Consider the following 19,408-nt stretch of genomic DNA (forward strand, 5'->3'; position numbering starts at 1 on the left):
TCGATCTACCCTTGGAAATCTTACCTTTACAAAACCCTTTTGCTGAGGATTTGTCAGGCAGTTTATTAGTTCAAATTCTGGCTCAAGGCAAACCAGTCAGTGATTCAGTTACTGTAGAATACCTTGGACAAGAAGTAGCAAAAAATGCGGATGGCACTTTTTCTATTCCCATCGGTACACAAGGGCTAGTACAAGCAATTGAAGCCAGCTACTCAATATCATCTGGAGGTATAACGACTTCTTACGAAACTGGCTTTACAGCACAAATAGCCTCTGTACCAGAACCATCAGTATTACTTGGTCTTAGCGTAGTTGGATTGCTGGGATTATACAAAAAAAGGTTTTTCGCCAAAGCTTAATTACAAATTAGTCTCAATGCGCTTGGGTTAAGCCAGAAAAATAAATTTGCGTAGGTTGGGGAGCCACTGCGCCCTTGCGGTTCCCTGACTTGTTCGCTTTTAGCGTTCCCGCTTACTTACCAAGTGGCGTTTGAGAAACGAAACCCAATATTCTCTAACATTTGTTGGGTAACAATAAAGTTCAACCCAAGCGTATTGCACCAGTCTCTCTTTCCCTTGCTGCTTCAGTTTGGCGATGCCTGCGGCGGGCTACGCCGGGAGCTAGCGCTAGCAGTTTTCGATTAATTGCTTCCAGTAGCCTGGTTTTCTGTAGCCCCAGGTATTGGTTAAGTTTCTCCCACAGTTGAGGTTACTTTTCGTCTTCGCTGTAATTTCTCCTATTCCCAGTACTAAAGAGAATTTCTCCTTCTCAGTAGACACCCTATACCTTTTTTTACAAGCGCATTTTTAGGTTGGCAGACCGCTAGTTCGCTACCTGTACAATAAAAAACTGCGCTTTGTAGAACCAGCGCAGTTTTAACTAGTGGAATTTACATAAGGGACTATTAGGCTGTCGTCCCTGGCTTTACATATAGTAGATTCGGTATGTAATGGTATACAGCTAGAGTTTTGGGCTTTCCGGACAGTTGGCAAAAGTTTGAAAGTGGAATTACATAATTGCGTCCTTCATTGCAATTGCTATTCATCCAGCGATCGCCGTACTCCTTCGGAGAAGCAAGCTACGCTGTCTTCGTATCCTTTGGAGAAGGCTTAAGCGAGAGCTTATCGCCGGCTCCAGAATCCCGTCAGTTCAACTAAGGCAGCAGCATACATATAGCCTGAAATAGGACAAATACACTCATATTCAGCGAAAATTATGCTAAAATGCCGATCAGAACCAGTTCTAAGCAGCCTAACTAGATAACATCAGTCATATTTTGACAACAAATCTTTGTCAAAAGCTGGGCAAATGTTCCACTATCACCCAAACGTCTTGAAAGTTTTGCGCTTGTATGTTCTTACCAATGCAATCGAACTCACGTTAATTCAAGACATTGGTTAAAAACATTACAGATCAAGCGATTTCTTAAATAAAACCTTATGCTCCTCTGTAGGGCGGAACTTAGATCGATTATTTTGGGAACTAATAGTTTCCATTCGCCCATAAGAGCGCATAATCCTTCGGTTGCAATCATAGGCTGCTTGCGGGGCGGTTGTCACTTTTGGCAAGGGACAGCGCGATAGCCGAAGCGCTGAAGCCTGAACTGATCGCTCACAGTAGACGCACTCTCACAAAAATACTCTACCGAGTTATTCACTTAGCAGAGTATATAATAACCAATGCTTGATTTACCAGCATTTAGTTTATAAAATAGTATCTATTCATACCTCTGTATAACTACTGTAAATCTTGACCATAGCCCTCCACCACCCCAAGACTTCTGCAAGAAGTCTAGTCTAGATAATTTATTAAATTTAATTATTAGGGCAAGTCATGAACAAAAAATGGGCTATCAAACGAATCACAATAAATCTCGCATCAGTTGAAAGCGAAAAACTTGAACGATATTGTGCAATGACAGGTAGACCTGCAACTGATGTGATTCGGGAGTTGATTCGCTCTCTCTCCATAAGCGAGTTGTCAGCGTCTGAACGGACTATACCATGTAGCTCTGACCTCGTTGTACACAACCATTCTTTACCTACTCATTGTTAACTAAAATACCCAAGATTTAACTAGCACGATATACACAACGCCTATGTTGTGCTGGGTCTTGGTTATGTTGCCATTAACTAGAACAATATTCAAAATAATTGCGAATGGGCGAGAAAGCGTATTGCGAATTGAGGCGGTTGCTGGCAGTGTTTTCGGGATTACAGCAGGAGTTCTATCGGGGGCGGTTGCTGCTGGGGTTGGCGGCGGGGTCAGGCTGAAGGTGGAGTTTGATATGATGCAAACTAAATAAACGTGAGTTCGACGGATAGGAAAGGGCAGAAAGCTTGCTATGTAAGAATTTGCTCAACTGGCCTTCACAGCAGCGATACCTACGGCGGCAAGCTACGTGCAGAGTGGCACAGACGATAGCTACGATTAATTGAGAAGAGGTAAAAAAGTGACAAAAAAAGCCGAAACTAAAAATATCTAAGAAAAATCAAGGTTTCGGCTGTCTTAGAAAGTTCTGATGCCTGTGGCAACCCCTTCGCGGAACGGAGGAAGCCTCCGCTCAGACTTTCCGCTATGTTTACTATTCTATCCCGCCTCGACATTACAGAGATTTTCTGCGATATTTTCAAACTGCAAACAAACTGAAGCGGGTCTGATTGAATCAGCCGCTTCCGCTTCAATAGTTATACGGTTTTTTCAAAAATTAAATAAGATTCCTATGGCTAAAAATGCCTCACTAAGTTGATATTGCTTACTGCACAATCTGATTACACCCATTAGCATCAGGAGGCGCTGTTTTTGTTGAGGCAGTTGTGAGTAGCAGTGAGTTAGGTGCTTGGCCTAAGCCATTACCTGTAGCAATTACATCAAAAATGGCTCCTTCGGGGACTTGTTGATTCGCAACTTCTACTGTGATTGGTGGGTTGAAGGCATTATTGATCAATGGGTCAAATTGGTCAGGTAGAACTGGATTGAAGTTATATGTACCAGCCGTAAGTTCTGGGTAAGGAATAGCAGTTTTGGGTGTCAGGTCTGTGATCCGAGTTTCATCCACATTTGGGCTAGAGGATTTGCTAATACGGAAATCTATAACAGCGCTAGTTTCCGAAAAGCGATACCAACGTCCTTTAAATTTACCTGGATTAGGCTGTGTTAAATCCTCTGGAATCACAAAGGGTGATTGATTAAATAATGGTTGACCTGGGGGGCCTTGTAGTGTTCCTGTTATTGCTACTGTATAACCACTATTAGGCGCTCCTGTAAAAGTTCTAGAAGCAATTGTACTGGAAGTACCAGATTGCACAAAAAGTACCTGAATATTTCCTGGTGTTACATTTACATATTTACTAGCTTGACGAAAATCTACATTCTCCAAAACTTTTTTACCGTTGACAATGACATCAACTGGTGATGCAGTAGCAACCGCAGCGTTAATAACTCTTAATTTGGTAGGGCATTTATAAGGGTTTAGAAGAGGATCTAAAAGAGAACCTACTAGGCTTGCAGTGTAAAATTCTTGTACAGGCTTTGTAGATAGTTGAGAATTGGCTAAACTTTTGTATGGATAACTAGTCAAACTAATAAAAGATAATGTCAAAGCACCTAAGAATAATCGTCTTGTTAGAAACATATCTTCCTCCTATCGTGAGACAAAAATAACAAATGAGCAGGCTTTATTCTGCATAAAAAATGATGCGATAATCATCACAAAGATTTTTTATGTATGGGGATATAGATGCAGGCTTTATCAACGTAAAAGACAACGGGCGCACGATAGCGTTTGCCTCAAGACATTAGACTTGGGCACAATACTATTGCAGCAGCACATATAGTGGCTGGCTTTAAATGTCCAACGTGACAAATACTTTGGTGGAAGCCGCTCGAAGTTTATCGATAGCGAACTTTATAGTTCTAATATTTCACGGTTTTCAGAAGAATGCAAGGAAAGTCAACACAGTTAATAGCCATCATTAATACAGTCAATATTATATTAGTTGCTTGATAATAAATTTATATTTATAGTTATATATGCAGGTAGTTGACATAGTGAGCAGTATTTACTTCTACATTTGAAACCGCCGCATCATCGAGAGCAACTCCACAGCCTTACCATCCACCGTATACACAGTTTCTCCCAACATCGCAATCACAATCCTTTGCTGCCTCGCCCACTCGAAGGGAGTAATTACACTAGACGGGAGCCTGTTGTGCCTTCGGTATTCTGCCCTTCTTACAAGCAGCGACTTTCTACAGCCTCCGGTGATTTGGTGCCTTTTGGTGCTTTGACTGTTGTTGGAGGTCGCGGCGGAATCGGCAAGTCCACCTGGGCATTAGATATTGGCATTCGGGCTGCTAGCGGATTAACAACCGCTTATTTCGCTTTAGAAATAGTCTGCCTCACAAATGGTCAAAAAGACCCGGATCTAGACTGGCAGCGCCCCATGTTCCTGCTGACCTGCTTTTTAAACGCAATGCACTTCGGGAATCTCACTGGAATCCTTTAGCTCAAGCCTGTGCTGAGGGGATGGCGCTACCATTTTGGTTGAACGACAACCCTGTAATCACCACCTTACAAATCAAGGGTGATTTGCAAGATATACAAGCTCGTTGCGGGTCAGTCAGTTTGGTGATTGTGGACTATGTGCAGTTGATTGAACCAATGCGCCGTGAACGTGGGGAAAATCGTGTGCAAGAAATTGACTCCATCTTGAAACAACTCAGGGCGATCGCTAAACAATTCAATTGCGCGGTCTTGGGTTTAGCACAGTTAAAACGAGAAGTTGATTCACGTTCCGAAAAGCGTCCAACTAAAGCAGATTTTCGGGAATCGGGAGGATTTGAACAGGAGGCTGCTGTGATGTTGGGTTTGTATCGGGAAGATTACTACGACAAGCAGACTACCCAAAAAGGCATTTTTGAAGTCTCAGTTTTGAAAAGCCGGTTTAGTAGTGAAACAACTGTTAATCTCTTGTTTGACGAAAGATTTGGACAGTTTAAAAATTTGGCTAAATCTAATTATTAAAACCCATGAAAGCGCTATCTGTTCGTCAGCCTTGGGCATGGGCAATAATTTATGCTCTAAAGGATATTGAAAACCGTGGCTGGCCCATTCATTATCGCGGCGACATTCTGATTCACGCAGCCAAGACTTGTACCAAAAGAGAGTATCAGTTAGCGAGAGAATTTTGCCAAGGGATGGGGGTAGTAATCCCAGAGTTAATCTCTCTACGTCGCGGTCAAGTCATCGGCATTGTCACAATAGTAGATTGCAAGTTTTCACAAGTTGCGTCTGGCTGGGGGATGCCTCTTCAGTACCACTGGAAGCTGGAGAATCCGCGAGAGATTACACCGATTCCTTACATTGGGCAGTTGGGGATTTTTGAAGTACCAGATGATTTGGTGATGGAGGTGGCTGCATGACTAAAACAGTCCCAAGCCATACGCTACTTCCAAAGCCAAAATCAGTAATAGTTGAGTTATCTGCAACACCCGAAAAATTCTTAGAGAAAGGGGTCAAAGCTTCACAGGGGGAATCAGTCGGTTGTCTTTATCAGTACCTCGAAACTAAAAAGCTACTTGATGGGGAGACTGTTTCTTATCCCCGTGTGATTGGTGAGCGTGACCCAAATGACCCCTTTTGTTGGAGGTGGGGATATAACTGGAAGGAAAAACACAACGGCGTTTGGAAGGGTAAAAGTATCGGCTCAATTCCCCCTGGCGCTGTCCCAATGATTCGGACACTGCAACAAGATGGGGCAACCAGGGAAGATATTATCGCCTTTATTAAAAGAGCGAAATCCAAAAAGACATCACTAAAATTGGATGTCTGCAAAAATTTTGATAACACAAAAATAAAACCAGTTCTTCCAGATGATGCCCTGATCGCTATAGTACTATTCGCTGGTGGCGGCGGAATCGAAGCGGGGATGGTTGAAGCCGGGATTCGTCCAGTTATTGCGGTGGAGTTTGACCCAAGCAAACCAGACTTGAGCAGGGCAATCGCCAAAACTCATCACCATAACTTTAGCGAGTATGGCTGTAGAATAATCCAACTAACAGTTCAAGAAGTAGCACAGTCAGGATTCATAGGTTTTCCCCGCGCCCCGATTACCTCCACGCCTCTCCGGTGTGCGCCAACTTCAGTCAAGCCCATACAGCTGAAGCGGGTAAGGGTGGGGAAACTAACGATGATCTGACCGCAGCGATCGCAGTTGCAGAAGCCATCCGACAGTTGCAGCCACGGGTGTTCACTCTCGAAAATGTTCCGCGCTATCAGAACAGTCAGAGTTTCAGTATCATTCTGGATGCTTTGGAACTTGAGGGGTATTTGGTTACTTACAGCGTGGTCAGCATGGACACATTCGGATTACCCCAGGCGCGGCGGCGGTTAGTTCTGGTTGCAAGTAGGGGGTTTCATGTTGCCCTACCTACGGGAGCTACACCTTGTGGTTGGTACGAGGCGATCGCCCATCTCATCCCCACCATGACCGATTCTCAACTACTCCCCAAACAACGGCAAGCGGTAGAAAAATTTCTGACGGCTAACGAACCAACGCCACTGCTACTAGAGAGAGTTGGAGGGCGCAACGGAATGAAGTACAAGCCTGGGCATCTACCTTGTAACACCATTCTGCGATCGCACCGTCCTTCCCATCTTTTCCGGGTAATCCGTCTCCTGGGCATCTACCTTGTAACACCATTCTGCGATCGCATTTCACAGATCACGAAGGCTGCAACCGTAGTAAGTTGGCTGATATCTGGTTGCCTGATGGTACGGTCAAGTCTTTGTCTAGTGATTGAAACTATGATAGATGATGATTTGGCTAATTAGTAGAAATGCGGTGGTTATTACCCTCTGGTGTAGTTATCGAGTATTTCCACTGAATGCTTAATTACAGAAAAACTTTTAGCTTATGCTCTATTCATAATTGTTATTTATAAATTACTTAAAATTTATAATTTACACTATATTTGAACTCTTCACTACGGCTTCAAAGTTAGTAGTGTTTCCTTTACAGCTTCTTGAAGCTAATATCATTAATTTTATCATTGTGATAACAGCTCGAATGATTGATATTAAAGAAGTAGTTTCAAGTAGAGTTAATTGAATCAGTGAATAAGAAATGGGCTATCAAACGCCTGACAATCAATCTGACATCAAGCGAAGCAGAGAAGTTAGAGAAATACTGCTCAATAACAGGACGACCAGCAACGGATGTAATTCGAGAGTTAATCCGCTCTTTAACTGTTGAATCAACACCAAATGCAAATTGAAAAGTATGGTTCTAGAGCGTAGTTACTCAATAATTAAATATACAAGTAAATGTTAAATTTCAGGAAGTAAATGTCCAAGCTGGTGGTTTTGGCACAGAAGCTACTGATGCAGAAATGCGTTTGGTGCTTCTACACCTTCTTGAGATTATTTGAACGCGTTTAAAAGAATTACTTAACAACAAGATTTGGGATAAAAAAAATGGATGTTGACTTTCTTTCTGAGTATCAACTAATTCTTAATGAAGCATCTGAGTTTCATTTAGGATATCCCTACAATTTAAAACACGATCATACATTTTTATTACCTTTTCTAAAATACTCAATTAATAACCTTGGAGGAGATTGCTTTACTAAATCGCATTATCGAATTGATTCACGAGATTTTGAAAAAGAGGTGTTGCAATTTTTTGCAAAATTATACCACCTTCAAGATTGGTGGGGATACGTAACTACCAGTGGAACCGAAGGTAACTTATACGGAATACTCTTAGGGAGAGAAAACTATCCTAATGCTATTTTGTATGCATCAGATGCTTCACATTACTCTGTGACTAAAGCAGCTAGGTTTTTTAGAGTTCCGTATCGCAAGATTGGTGTACAAACACCTTCGGAAGAAATGGACTATAGTGATTTCTATAAGCAACTTGTACCTAATCTGCCTGCGATTATTTGCCTTAACCTGGGTACTACTTTTACAGGGGCAATAGACGATATTGAGCAGATTCTCAATGTTCTAGAGATGAAACGGGTCAGCCAATTCTATATTCATGTTGATGGTGCTTTAGGGGGAATGCTTCTTCCCTACTTGCGTTCAAACTGGATTGATTTCAACAGACCCATTAGTTCACTGTCAATCTCAGGACATAAATTTATTGGTAGCCCTTTCCCTTGTGGCGTTGTTATTACGAAAAAACATTTGGTTGAAGCTCTCACATCTGATATCGAGTATATCGGCGCTCAGGATATGACTATTGGAGGTAGCCGCAACGGACATACTTCACTTTGTTTATGGCATGAAATCTCTAAAAGGCGTTCTAACTTTGGATTAGAAGTAGCTGATTGTGTAGCTAAAGCAGAGCATTTGTATACACAACTGAAGTTAAGAGACTTCAATCCATTTCTCAATCCTTATTCAAATACAGTTGTCTTCAATAAACCCTCCGATAATCTGGTAAAAAAGTATCAACTTGCAGCCAGGGGAGATTATGCACACGCAATTATCATGCAAAATCACTACATTGAATTTCTGGATTATTTTGTTGAGGAACTTGTTACAGAAAAGTTTGATTTGGCAAAAATAGGTAAATAGTAAAATAATTCGCCAGTAGCCGGACTATAAGTAGCATACGATGCTGTTGGCGAAGTTGACTTTCTTCCAAAAATCTGGATGGAAAAGCCGAGAGCCACTAAATCTAAAAAGTTATTTATCAAATAAATCTTCAGATAAACCGGAATTTATTATTGATTCGCGGATAATTCATCTTCAATAAAAGTCTGCCTTCAGAACAATTATGAGGTGGAAACTCAAGCTAATAAGGTTAACCAAAAAGCTTCGCATTGCCTATCATGCTCAAACAAGACAATACATCTGTAAGTCAATCTTCATACCCTCGCTTAACTAGAAGCCTAAATGCTGTTGAAAGCTGGGGCTTCGGTTTGACAGCTCATATCTCATGGGTAGCATTAGTTCCTGCAATTCATGCTGCTCTTGGTTCACAAGCTATTTTTGTTTGGATACCTGCTGTCATTGTCGGGATGCTGATTAACTATCAGGTCAAGCGTTTAGGAATGCATTTTATTAATGTGGCAGGAGGAACGCCTAACTATGTCAGCCATCTGCTCAAACGCTACCCTGGACTAGCTCGCTATGCTGCAATTGGATACCTTCTGAACTGGATTTCTTACTTATCAGTTAATACTCTCGTTCTCACTGATTTAATTAGAGTGAATTTAGAATCGCTAGGCATTGCCTGTCCTAAATTATTTTTGGACATTGGCTTTACACTACTGCCGTTTGTAGTGGCGTTTAGTGGTACTCGTGCGCTGAGTATTTTACATTTATTTTTTGCGATTCCAGCTTTTGGACTACTAACTACCTTTTGTGTACAAGGTCTTGGCTGGTTAACTTTCTCTAGTGCTAGCCCTGGGTTTTTTCCTAACAGTTGGTCATCTTTGAGCTTCGTGGATTGGGCAAAGTGGTTCTTTTTCGTTTCCTACGCTACTTATAGTTGTGAAACGGCTTCTTCCTTTGTCGCAGATAGCCGTCATCCCAAGCAAACGCTGCGCTTTCTGGATATTGCTGCTTGGATGATGCCACCTATTTTTATCGGCGGGTCTTGGGTGATGATGCGGTTAGCAACAGCCCCAGGTCTGGATGATAATGCTTTTTTGAATCTTGTGGCGGCTTCTAAACCCTTTTGGGGAAGCTGGGCCCCAATAAATATCACCTTTCTATTGGTGTCTGCTTCTTTGTTAGGTTCTGCAACAGTAGTTTCTAATTGCCCGAGAATTTTGTATCAACTTGCCTTAGATAACCATATTTCACCAGTCTTTTCTGCTGTGTCGCGTCGGGGCGTGTTTGTGCCTGCTCTGAGCTTAACTTTGGTGCTTTGCTGCCTTTATCTGATTTGGGCAAATGTAACCCAAATTGTCGCAGTGGGAAATATCGGTTGGTTTGCCTCCTTTATGTTGTTGCATTTAGGGCTTTGGTTGGGGCGCAATCGTCCAGAAGTTTTGTTTCCTCGAATATCTTTGGGCATTCTGCTGTTAGAAATTGTGGTTTTATTGATAGGGGGGGTTGCCTGGGGTTGGATAAATTTCCTGATTGGTCTAGTATTTCCGATTGGGATTATCGGAATTGATGCGCTAATCCGCCACGTTAAGTTCCCGCCTTTTCATTTAAGTTGGTGGAGGCGACATTACCGCACACGCTCTTCGGTAATTATTAAGGATTCTGTCATACTCCAGGTAAGCATCCTAATTATTTTAATATGCAGTGCAGTCACAACGGGCTGGTTATTTGGTGCTAACCTTAACACGGCGACAAAAGCTACGGATGAAAATCTATTCGTTGTGTTGCTGATGACAGTGGCATTTATAGGAGTAGCTATAGCCTGTTGGACAACCTTACCCCAAGTAGTAGCCATTGCAGAGGCACGAGAAGCTGCCGAACACCTGTTTACTGTTGCCCAGGATGGTATTTTGGTCTTGGATGAGCAGGGTAGTATCAGGCAAGCAAACCCAGCAACTGAATCTATTTTTGATATCAAACCATTTGAGTTACTAGGAAATCACCTTAGCAAATGGATATATGGATTTCCTGACTATCCACAGCAATGGACGAAGCGAAGTGAACACACTCTGTTCCACAAAGCTGGTGTCCAAACTTTGGAAATTTCTATTTCCGACCGACCGCATCAAGATTTTCAAGAATATGTCGTTATTCTCCACGACATTACTAAACGCAAACAAGCAGAGGAAAGATTACGAAAATCACAAGCACAATTACAACAAGAAGCAAAGTTGCTAGCATCGCAATTGGTGCAGAGTGAAAAAATGTCTAGTTTGGGGCAGTTAGTGGCAGGTGTAGCTCACGAAATCAATAACCCCGTGAATTTTATCTATGGTAATTTAACCCCTGCCAATCAGTATACCCAAGATTTACTTGAACTGCTGCAACTATACCAGCAATACTATCCTAACCCAGTAGCCCAAATCCAAAACCAAGCACAAGCCATAGATATTGATTTCTTAATAGAAGACCTACCAAAATTACTAACTTCTATGAGAATTGGTGCTGAAAGAATTACAGAAATTGTACAATCTTTACGTAACTTTTCCCGCCTAGATCAGGCAGACATGAAGGCGGTAAACATTCACGAGGGTATTGATAGTACCTTAATGCTCCTAGAGCATCGCCTCAAAGCTACAGCTAATTATCCAGCGATTAGACTCATCAAGAAATACAGCAATTTACCGTTGGTAGAATGTTACCCTGGACAACTCAATCAGGTGTTTATGAATATTCTTGCAAATGCAATCGATGCTTTAGAAGAATCGATAGTCGCTGAAAAAAACATTAATATTCTCCAGATTTGCATTTGTACTAGTTTCATTGCTGACCAGCAATTAGTAATTATTTCTATTGCTGATAATGGTTGTGGTATCCCGGAAAATATTCAAAAGCAACTGTTTGACCCCTTTTTTACCACAAAACCAGTCGGGAAAGGCACAGGCTTAGGCTTATCTATTAGTTACCAAATAATTACTCAAAAACATCAGGGAACATTAGAATGTATTTCCTCTCCTAATAAAGGTACAGAATTTATAATTACAATTCCCCTAAAGCATTCATTAAAAACAAAATGAGTGAAGAAGGCAGTTATGCTGAAGGCAGAGGGCAGAAAGTTTGCAATTAGTTTAGGTTCTTGTCAGCTTTTGGTGATCAATAGTGGGCTGGTTTAGGCATCTATGCTGAGGGCAGAGGGCAGAAGGAAAAAAGAAGAAAGAAGAAAACTACAGAAATTTCTGCGCTACAAGGGTTACAGAACCTCTACATCACAAGAAAAGTCAACAGCCTAGGATCTGGGTCTTTATCACAAGTTCTACGACGATAGGCAAAATCTTAAAACCCTTCTGCCTCCTGCCTTCTGCCTTAAAACGCGTAACCTTTCATCATCACCAAAAGTGGACAAGAACCTTAGTTTAGGTCTGTTCGCGCAGCGTTTGGCAGAGAAGCCTACACTAATTGCAAGACACCAAATCAAATATTTTGGTGTGGGGCTTCAACCCTTACTCCAAACTCCTGGAGACGCTGCGCGTAGCAAGATCCTCGTAGGGGTACAGTCCTGGCAGAGAGTAGGAATCAGAATTCCCTTCTGATTACTGAGTCGATTCTACTAAAATTTTCCAGCAAAATTTTAATTTTGAAGCAAAACAAGGGAACTCTAGGTAAGAGTTGATTATTGTTGCGTCTAGTATGATTATGGCTTCTCAGAATCAAGGCTCAGATTTGCCACCAGTTTCCTTCCAGCGATGTCGTCATTGAGCCAAACTTCCAAAGATGGTTCTTGAGGATAACTAATGGTACGAGTATTAGCAACAAAATTAAATATGGCTATGCTCTTGCCCTAAGCATGGGAATTTTTATAACCACTATTGGCCTAATTTCAGGAGACTATTAATGGTTGAAGTCCTAGCTATAAATCTTACTTTTTTACGAAAGATGTAAGTAGTTTTTATGATTTTTTTAAACTTTATACTAGGCTACTTATTAATTACCTTCAACTCTTATTAAAAATTATGTTAAAGCCCGATCACTACTTAGAAAAACCCAGGACTCAGCCTGTAGAATTACTACAAATAGAAACACTCAAAGCAGCAGATTCTCAGAGAATTGTTGCTATCACCGTTGAAAAAATCCGTCAATCTCTTGACTTAGAATATATTTTTCAGACAACCACTCAAGAAGTTAGGCAATTGTTCAACTCTGACCGTGTAATTTTATATCGTTTCAATCCAGATTGGAGTGGAAAAGTTGTCTCTGAATCTTTAGCACAAGGGTGGTTGCCTCTAATTGGGCAGCAAGCGCATCAACCACAATTAGTAGAAAATATCAGTGAATGTAGCTTGAAAAATTTATCTATTCCTCCAATTGTAGATACTTATTTACAAGATACACAGGGAGGGCGCTTTTCTCAAAATGAAACTTATCGCGTTTGTGACGATGTTTACAGTGCTGGCTTTAGTAAGTGCTATCTGAAAATTTTAGAGCAATGCCAGGCAAGAGCTTACGTGATTGCTGCTATTTATCAAAGTCAACAACTTTGGGGACTGCTAGCAGTTTACCAAAACGATGCACCTCGAAAATGGCAAACAGATGAAGTATATATACTTAGCCAAATTGCTTCTCAGCTAGGTGTAGCATTACAGCAAGCAGAATTACTCAAACAAACTCAAAGTCAGAAAGAAGAACTCGCCACAACTCTCAAAAACTTACAGCAGGCTCAAGCTCAGTTAATTCAAAATGAGAAAATGGTCAGTTTGGGGCAATTAGTAGCTGGAATTGCCCATGAAATCAACAACCCAGTTAGCTTTATTTACGGCAATCTCAAATCGGCTGATGAATACACCCAAAATTTATTTTCACTATTAGATATTTACCAAAGCCATTATCCCCAATCAATCAAGGCAATTGAGGAGTTTACAAATCTCATTGAACTAGATTTTTTAAGGTCAGACTTTCCCAAATTATTCAAATCGATGCTCATGGGGGCAGAGCGGATTCGAGATATTGTTCTTTCCCTGCGGACTTTCTCACGCTTAGACGAGGCTTCAATGAAAGCAGTTGATATTCATGAGGGAATTGATAGTACGATAATGCTTGTCCAAAGCCGCCTCAACTCTGCTAACAAGCACCTGCAAATTGAGGTGATCAAAGAATACGGTAAGCTCCCTTTAGTTGAATGTTATCCTGGGCAGTTAAACCAAGTATTTCTGAATATTTTAGTGAATGCACTCGATGCTTTAGAAGATTCAGCCCTTAGAGGTCGATGGACAACAAAAAAATTCAATATAATCGATAATCCCCGAATTTATATCCGCACCCAATTACTGGAACCAGATCAAGTCACTATTAGCATTGCCGACAATGGACTAGGAATACCATCCGATACTTTAAAACAAATATTTAATCCCTTTTTTACCACCAAGACTGTTGGACAAGGTACAGGGATGGGACTGGCTATTAGTTACCAAATTATCACACAAAAACATGGCGGTTCTTTAGAATGCATTTCCCAACCAGGAGTTGGTGCTGAGTTTATTATTCGTATTCCCCTTCGCCAACTTGTGTCAAATTTCTAGTAGGTTGGCAGCACCCGAAACAAGGATTTGTTTCTCTAGAAAAGTTTATTCCTATAGCTGAAGAAAATCCGCTGATTGTTCCTATCGGTCACTGATTAATGCGTGAAGCTTGCCGTCAACTTCAACTAAATTTGATTTACAACAGCTTTCAAACGCTTAAAGCGCTGTATTCTCTTATGACCGCTGTACAAGTGCTGCAAATCTTGCCTACAGCAATCCCATGAAGCACTGTATGAGGGCAATCACTCCAAAACCTACTCTCATCACTGTCGCTATCTCCTGATATTCCTTAACAGCATAGGTTATATTCGTGCATTGCTCCTAGAACTGGTCAATGGCAGCGATCACAACCCAAGTTTAAATAAAGTGATCTTTATAAGCGGATTATTAGGATTTTCTGTCTAAAATTGCTTGAACCTTAGCAGTTACTATATCAGGGTCAATCGGCTTATTGATGAACCCATCTATCTTTATATCAAGAGCTTTATCAGCATCATCTTCATCAAAACTTGTCACCAGCAAAATCGGAATAAATTTTAGATTCCAGAAAAGTAAGTGCTGCTGCTCCCAAATCGACAGTTTCAACTTCATAACCCTCCATTTCTAAAATAGTTTGAAGGAAAAAGCAGTTATCAGCAATATCATCACAAACTAAAATCAGCTTATTAGTATTATTTCGTTTGATTTCCTTTTCCATTTTTATCTTTAAATGAAGGCTAAACTGCTATTTAATCATTTATAGTTAAACAAAGAATTTTTTTCGTCCTGCTTTGGTGCGAAGATATCTATATCTATAATCTTGTCGGACATAAGAAATTGCCCTCCTCAGCTATCTAGATAACTAGCGGATTGACTGGCCTGGCCCTATTACCCGCATTTTGCACAAGCTTGAGGGAAGGGGTAGAAGGGCAGAGGGAAAAGAATTTATACAAAAATTCTCCTCTGCTCCCTTGCTCCTCTGCTCAAGCAAAGGCTTTGAGCATCGATGACAAATCCGAGTATTAGAGGGTTATGAATTTAATTTAATCAGGTTAAATGTTTTTAGTCTTACTACTATACGTAGGTAAATTAAAGATTTTCTCTCTTTTTTAGTATTTTTATTACTGTCGCCTGCTTTACATATAATTCGTTTGGTATGTAATATTCTTCAACTAAAGTTTTATAATTTACGCAAAAAGAACGAAAAACTTTTAAAGCTGCACTACACAAGAGACTTCTTGGCATTTGTGGGAAAAGGGAAAGGGATTTTCTATGTAACTGGAAAAGTTGGGGTTGTTTGTGGTCAAGAGCCACACTCAGAGGGTCAATCAAGCATACACTGGCTTATTCAAGTAGATTCAGATCAGGAAAATATTCTAGTGTCACTCAAGCGCAATGAATTTGAGGTGATTACCCCGAAATTAGAATAACTTCAAGCTGTTGCCGATGGCTCCTCACCAATTCCCAGTTCCTTTTTACTGCGCTTTAACTGTTTCCAAAGTTCCTTAATTTGCTGATAAGCATCTTCTGGCTCAAGCTTACCATTGGTTTCTAAACTAGTGATCATGCCAACTTTTTGAGCAAATTCTTGCAAGTTAGCATTGAACACTAAGTTTTCTGGTTTAACTTGTCCGTAGTAGCGACCACGAGGCAAAAGGAATTTATTTTTGTCTTCCTCATGGAACTGATTCATGACTTAACCTCCTTACTAATAAGTTTTCACCAATAATGTCAACCCAGTTTCAACTATCTCCTTAGCCAAATGGCTGACCTGACGGCAAGCTCGTTAAATAAAGTTATTGCGAAATCTTTCCAAGTGTCATTGTAAAACCTCGCTAATATCGTGTGCATTTTTGCTAAAAACTAAACAGCACCAGGTTTATAACCTATAGTGCTTAAATTACTTTTCTTTGATGAAATGTTTAAATTAAATAATTTAGACACTAGCTTAACATCGCTAATGCCATTTCAATAGAGTTATTATTGCCGTCCGTTTTTAACAAACAGCTTAAACCTAGTTACTTGCTAAATGGCTCAGTAGTTTTTCTAAAATCAGTAATTTCATATTTAATAATTAATAAGTAAAACTACATAGACGATCGCTTCCTGCGGAACGCTGCGCGAACGCTAACGCATTCCATTCTTTCAAATACGCTTCTGTTAGAGGTTTTGTTCTGCGGCCACTTTATCCTTTAAAAACGGTCACTTTATCTTTTAAGTGACATAAACCCTGTTTCGGCTGAACGAATCGCACCTTAAGTTATGATTCAAAGCACAATTAACAAAAATGAATTCAAGGGTTAAATCTGCTGAAAACGACCTGACAAATTTGCTACCATGACTATTAACTCCAGTGGATCAAATGGCTTGGACAAATACATTTGAAAGCCTGTCAGCAGTGCCCGCCTTCGGTCTTCTTCTTTGGCATAAGCACTCAAGGCGATCGCTGGCATTTTACCCCCTTTTTCTACTGGTAAAGCCCTGATTTTACGAATAAAGCTGTAGCCATCCTCCTCTGCCATACCAAGATCCGAAATCAGTATGTGTGGCATTCCCAACTCTAACGCTGACAATGCTTGGGCTACTGATGCTGCTTCACTCACCAAAGCACCATGTTGCTCCAAGATAAAAGCAACAAGCTCACGTCCATCAGCTTGATCATCAACAACTAATACTCGTAAACCGTTGAGTGAAATTTGATTCTCATCATTTCCAGAAATTGATTCTGCACCGTTAGAAATAGAAGAGATGCTCATAATAGGTAAGCGCACACTAAAGGTTGCTCCCAGCCCAAGCCCTGGACTATTGGCCTCTACTGTTCCCCCATGCATTTCCACTAAATGCCGGACAATTGCTAGCCCTAAGCCTAGTCCCCCATAGCTTCGGGTTGTACTTGCATCTGCCTGACGGAAACGCTCAAAAATGTAGGGCAAGAAGTCAGCTTTGATACCATTCCCCGTATCTTTGACCTGGAGAAGCGCCTCCGTACCCACAGCTTCCAAGCAAACCTCTATCCGTCCCCTAGAAGGTGTATATTTAATTGCATTAATCAGTAGATTCCACACTACTTGTTGTAAACGACTAGCATCTCCACAAACAGAACTAGCGCACGGATCAAGCATACAGCGAATCGTAATATCCTAGTGTGGTAAAACTTGCTAGAGATATTTTGGAAACCTAGAAAAATCGTTTTTGATTTACTTTCGCGCAAACGCAATTAAGCCTTTCGTTTCACCTCTCAAGTTAGTTTTGCCGCTCTAGCTTTTTCTTGCCAAGTTTTTGCACCATTATTTCCCTACAAGGTCAAGATTACAGGATTTCCACTCTTCTCTAGTAAGTTTTGCCACGCTAGATAAAAACTTTCATACACCCTCAACAAAATCAACGTTGGCATAACAAAACCGCAGATCCCATCATCCTGATAAGCAAGATTAGATTTCCGTCGCTACTATCTTTGTGCTTCCTGCTACAAGTGGAATCATCCGATGGCGATTTGTGGCATTGGAAAAGTCAACTTCCCCAATTAATGATGGATGACGACTTAACCAGTATGTAGATTGGAGATAACCTGGTTCCGCTTTCATTAGTGGCAAATTATGCTTCTCTAGCACCTTTTGAATTCGCTCAAATGCTGACGGCAGTTGGTTAAAGGGAATATTAGGAAAAGTGTGATGCACTGCATGATAATTTAGTCCACCCATTAACCAGCCTACTAGAGAGCTAGTTTCAATATTACGACAGGCATAAAGCTGCGTTAACTGGTGAGTGGTAAATTTTCCCCACAGCCCGTAGTGTTCCAAGTGATCCCGTGTCTGCACTACGATGCCAATTATCCGTTCTAAGATTAACCAAAATAAAATGTAGCGTAGTATTTCTCCTTGAAACATTGCCAGCATTAACAGAACGCTATGCACAAACATAATACCTGTAGCATCCAGCAGTACTTGTCTTCGCATACTAGAAACTAATTTTTGCAAGCGTATACCTTTAATAAAGCTTTTGATAATTAGCCCGATTCCTCCTAAAATCAAAATATCAAAAAGCCACTGATGACTTATATACCAACGTATTATCGGCTGTGCTTGCTGGTATTCTTCAAAAGTCCATTGGATTCGTTCTGGATCTCGCAAGTCAATGCCATTCCAGCCATGATGCAAGCGGTGTATTTCTGCATAGATACTGTAAGGCCATAGCATTGGCCAACTCATCAACCGAGGTATGATACTATCAAACCACTTCCAGCCTGTTAATGTTTGATGTGTCATATCATGGGTACAAATCAACCAAAAGCTATAAAAAACTCCGGACAGCATTGTTGCTGCCACAAATAAAATACTATTTGGCGCTGACCAAGCTAGTATAACTAAACCCAGAAATATCGAACCTAATATACTAAAACGTAGCAACCCGGCTTTCGGATTAACTTGGTGTAAGTCGGCTGTAACTTGCTGTAAATCCTGAGTGATACTATTTACTGTCATGGCGCAATCACCCATTACCCACCTCACCTAAATTAGTTATCTAAGTTACTATTAGCTTATCGCCATCTCTCAATAACTATAGGTAATACTCACCAGTAGTAAATACCCGTCTTCCCACAAAAATGTGATGCAAATTTTAGGGATGACTACAGCTGCTTGAGAGTAAATAATCTATTTCGGATATCAAGAAGTCAGAGGGTGACGCAGCGATCGCCTCTGTAACATCTGCAATTCCACACTCACGTTCCCTCTACCGTTGCCCCACGCTGTCTTGAGAACTGCGATTGCTACCGGAGCAGTAGTTAGATTGGTTTACCACTAGCAATTAATCTATGGTGCTACTTTTTCTTTGAACAGCTTACCTGGAGAAAATCCAGGAACTTTGGTAGCTGGAATGGTCATTGGCTCATTGGTTTTGGGATTACGCCCCTCGCGCTCGGAGCGTTCACGTCGCTCAAATGACCCAAACCCAATCAGCGTTACCTTATCCCCATTGGCTACAGCTTCGGTCACAACTGACAAAAAAGCACTGATTACTTCATCAGCTTGCTTTTTTGTGACGTTGACCTTCGCTGCTACAGCATCCACTAATTCGCCTTTGTTCATAAATCACCCTGAAGTATTGCCAGTATTGGAAATTTACTTTACCACTACTATCTTTTGTGAGGATAGGGGGAAAACGACTAACAATCAAGCAGCATACGAAAATTAACAATGCACGGCTACTCCTGTGGCGACTTTGAATTCAGGGATAAAGCCAGTTGAGTTCTAAGAGAGCTTGACTGATTCTATAATCACCTTTTAAG

Annotated in this window: 18 protein-coding genes and 1 pseudogene; 13 read left to right on the forward strand and 6 right to left on the reverse strand. The window is 40.9% G+C overall.

Annotated features, from left to right (window positions below; genetic code table 11):
* The 4 genes and pseudogenes from H6G96_RS31560 to H6G96_RS31575 all read left to right on the forward strand — a co-directional run.
* Positions 1-359 (forward strand): PEP-CTERM sorting domain-containing protein (locus tag H6G96_RS31560; RefSeq protein ID WP_190916986.1); only part of this gene is annotated, 359 nt, incomplete at its 5' end.
* Between the two features lie 657 nt (positions 360-1,016).
* Positions 1,017-1,157 carry a hypothetical protein gene (locus H6G96_RS31565; RefSeq protein WP_190916989.1) on the forward strand — a complete coding sequence of 47 codons (141 nt, stop codon included), beginning with the start codon at positions 1,017-1,019 and terminating at the stop codon, positions 1,155-1,157.
* A 676-nt stretch (positions 1,158-1,833) separates the two neighbouring features.
* Positions 1,834-1,977, forward strand: a pseudogene (locus H6G96_RS41715) (CopG family transcriptional regulator); the annotation flags it as partial.
* A 142-nt stretch (positions 1,978-2,119) separates the two neighbouring features.
* On the forward strand, positions 2,120-2,305 hold the full coding sequence (locus tag H6G96_RS31575; protein WP_190916992.1) for a hypothetical protein: 186 nt from the start codon (positions 2,120-2,122) through the stop codon (positions 2,303-2,305).
* 450 nt (positions 2,306-2,755) lie between these two features.
* Here H6G96_RS31575 and H6G96_RS31580 read toward each other — a convergent pair whose 3' ends face one another.
* On the reverse strand, positions 2,756-3,634 hold the full coding sequence (locus H6G96_RS31580; RefSeq protein ID WP_190916994.1) for a DUF4397 domain-containing protein: 879 nt from the start codon (positions 3,632-3,634) through the stop codon (positions 2,756-2,758).
* A gap of 526 nt (positions 3,635-4,160) precedes the next feature.
* Here H6G96_RS31580 and H6G96_RS40825 point away from each other — a divergent pair.
* The 9 genes from H6G96_RS40825 (at position 4,161) to H6G96_RS31615 (ending at position 14,142) form a co-directional block, all read left to right on the forward strand.
* A complete protein-coding gene (locus H6G96_RS40825; protein WP_199339808.1) occupies positions 4,161-4,508 on the forward strand; it encodes a hypothetical protein in 348 nt (115 codons plus the stop codon).
* A gap of 20 nt (positions 4,509-4,528) precedes the next feature.
* Positions 4,529-5,026 (forward strand): DnaB helicase C-terminal domain-containing protein, encoded by a 498-nt coding sequence (locus H6G96_RS31585; RefSeq protein ID WP_242063467.1) that lies wholly within the window; start codon positions 4,529-4,531, stop codon positions 5,024-5,026.
* Positions 5,027-5,031: 5 nt separating this feature from the next.
* Positions 5,032-5,424 (forward strand): ASCH domain-containing protein, encoded by a 393-nt coding sequence (locus tag H6G96_RS31590; protein ID WP_190916996.1) that lies wholly within the window; start codon positions 5,032-5,034, stop codon positions 5,422-5,424.
* The gene (locus H6G96_RS41720) at positions 5,421-6,200 is read left to right on the forward strand and encodes a hypothetical protein (protein ID WP_242063468.1); all 780 of its coding nucleotides are present in this window, start codon (positions 5,421-5,423) and stop codon (positions 6,198-6,200) included. Before H6G96_RS31590 ends, H6G96_RS41720 begins: the two co-directional genes overlap by 4 nt.
* Entirely contained in the window at positions 6,131-6,835 is a 705-nt protein-coding gene (locus H6G96_RS41725; RefSeq protein ID WP_347242298.1) for a DNA cytosine methyltransferase, read from the forward strand. The genes H6G96_RS41720 and H6G96_RS41725 overlap by 70 nt, the downstream gene beginning before the upstream one ends.
* 272 nt (positions 6,836-7,107) lie before the next feature.
* Positions 7,108-7,278 (forward strand): CopG family transcriptional regulator, encoded by a 171-nt coding sequence (locus tag H6G96_RS31600; protein WP_190917051.1) that lies wholly within the window; start codon positions 7,108-7,110, stop codon positions 7,276-7,278.
* 199 nt (positions 7,279-7,477) lie between these two features.
* Positions 7,478-8,587 (forward strand): histidine decarboxylase, encoded by a 1,110-nt coding sequence (locus H6G96_RS31605; RefSeq protein WP_190916998.1) that lies wholly within the window; start codon positions 7,478-7,480, stop codon positions 8,585-8,587.
* A gap of 257 nt (positions 8,588-8,844) precedes the next feature.
* Positions 8,845-11,646, forward strand: a complete 2,802-nt coding sequence (locus H6G96_RS31610; RefSeq protein ID WP_190917000.1) for an ATP-binding protein — start codon at positions 8,845-8,847, stop codon at positions 11,644-11,646.
* A 933-nt stretch (positions 11,647-12,579) separates the two neighbouring features.
* Complete coding sequence (locus H6G96_RS31615) at positions 12,580-14,142, forward strand: ATP-binding protein (RefSeq protein WP_190917002.1); 1,563 nt, start codon at positions 12,580-12,582, stop codon at positions 14,140-14,142.
* Positions 14,143-14,644: 502 nt separating this feature from the next.
* Here H6G96_RS31615 and H6G96_RS41730 read toward each other — a convergent pair.
* The 5 genes from H6G96_RS41730 to H6G96_RS31640 all read right to left on the reverse strand — a co-directional run bounded on the left by H6G96_RS41730 (position 14,645) and on the right by H6G96_RS31640 (position 19,208).
* The gene (locus tag H6G96_RS41730; RefSeq protein ID WP_242063469.1) at positions 14,645-14,839 is read right to left on the reverse strand and encodes a hypothetical protein; all 195 of its coding nucleotides are present in this window, start codon (positions 14,837-14,839) and stop codon (positions 14,645-14,647) included.
* A 714-nt stretch (positions 14,840-15,553) separates the two neighbouring features.
* On the reverse strand, positions 15,554-15,814 hold the full coding sequence (locus H6G96_RS31625; RefSeq protein WP_190917004.1) for a hypothetical protein: 261 nt from the start codon (positions 15,812-15,814) through the stop codon (positions 15,554-15,556).
* Between the two features lie 607 nt (positions 15,815-16,421).
* The gene (locus tag H6G96_RS31630; protein WP_242063470.1) at positions 16,422-17,243 is read right to left on the reverse strand and encodes an ATP-binding protein; all 822 of its coding nucleotides are present in this window, start codon (positions 17,241-17,243) and stop codon (positions 16,422-16,424) included.
* Between the two features lie 309 nt (positions 17,244-17,552).
* A complete protein-coding gene (locus H6G96_RS31635) occupies positions 17,553-18,602 on the reverse strand; it encodes a fatty acid desaturase (protein ID WP_242063471.1) in 1,050 nt (349 codons plus the stop codon).
* Positions 18,603-18,932: 330 nt separating this feature from the next.
* A complete protein-coding gene (locus H6G96_RS31640) occupies positions 18,933-19,208 on the reverse strand; it encodes an HU family DNA-binding protein (RefSeq protein WP_190917007.1) in 276 nt (91 codons plus the stop codon).
* Positions 19,209-19,408 lie beyond the last annotated feature (200 nt).

Origin of the sequence: Nostoc sp. FACHB-892, from assembly GCF_014698795.1 — a bacterium.
Lineage (GTDB): Bacteria > Cyanobacteriota > Cyanobacteriia > Cyanobacteriales > Nostocaceae > Nostoc.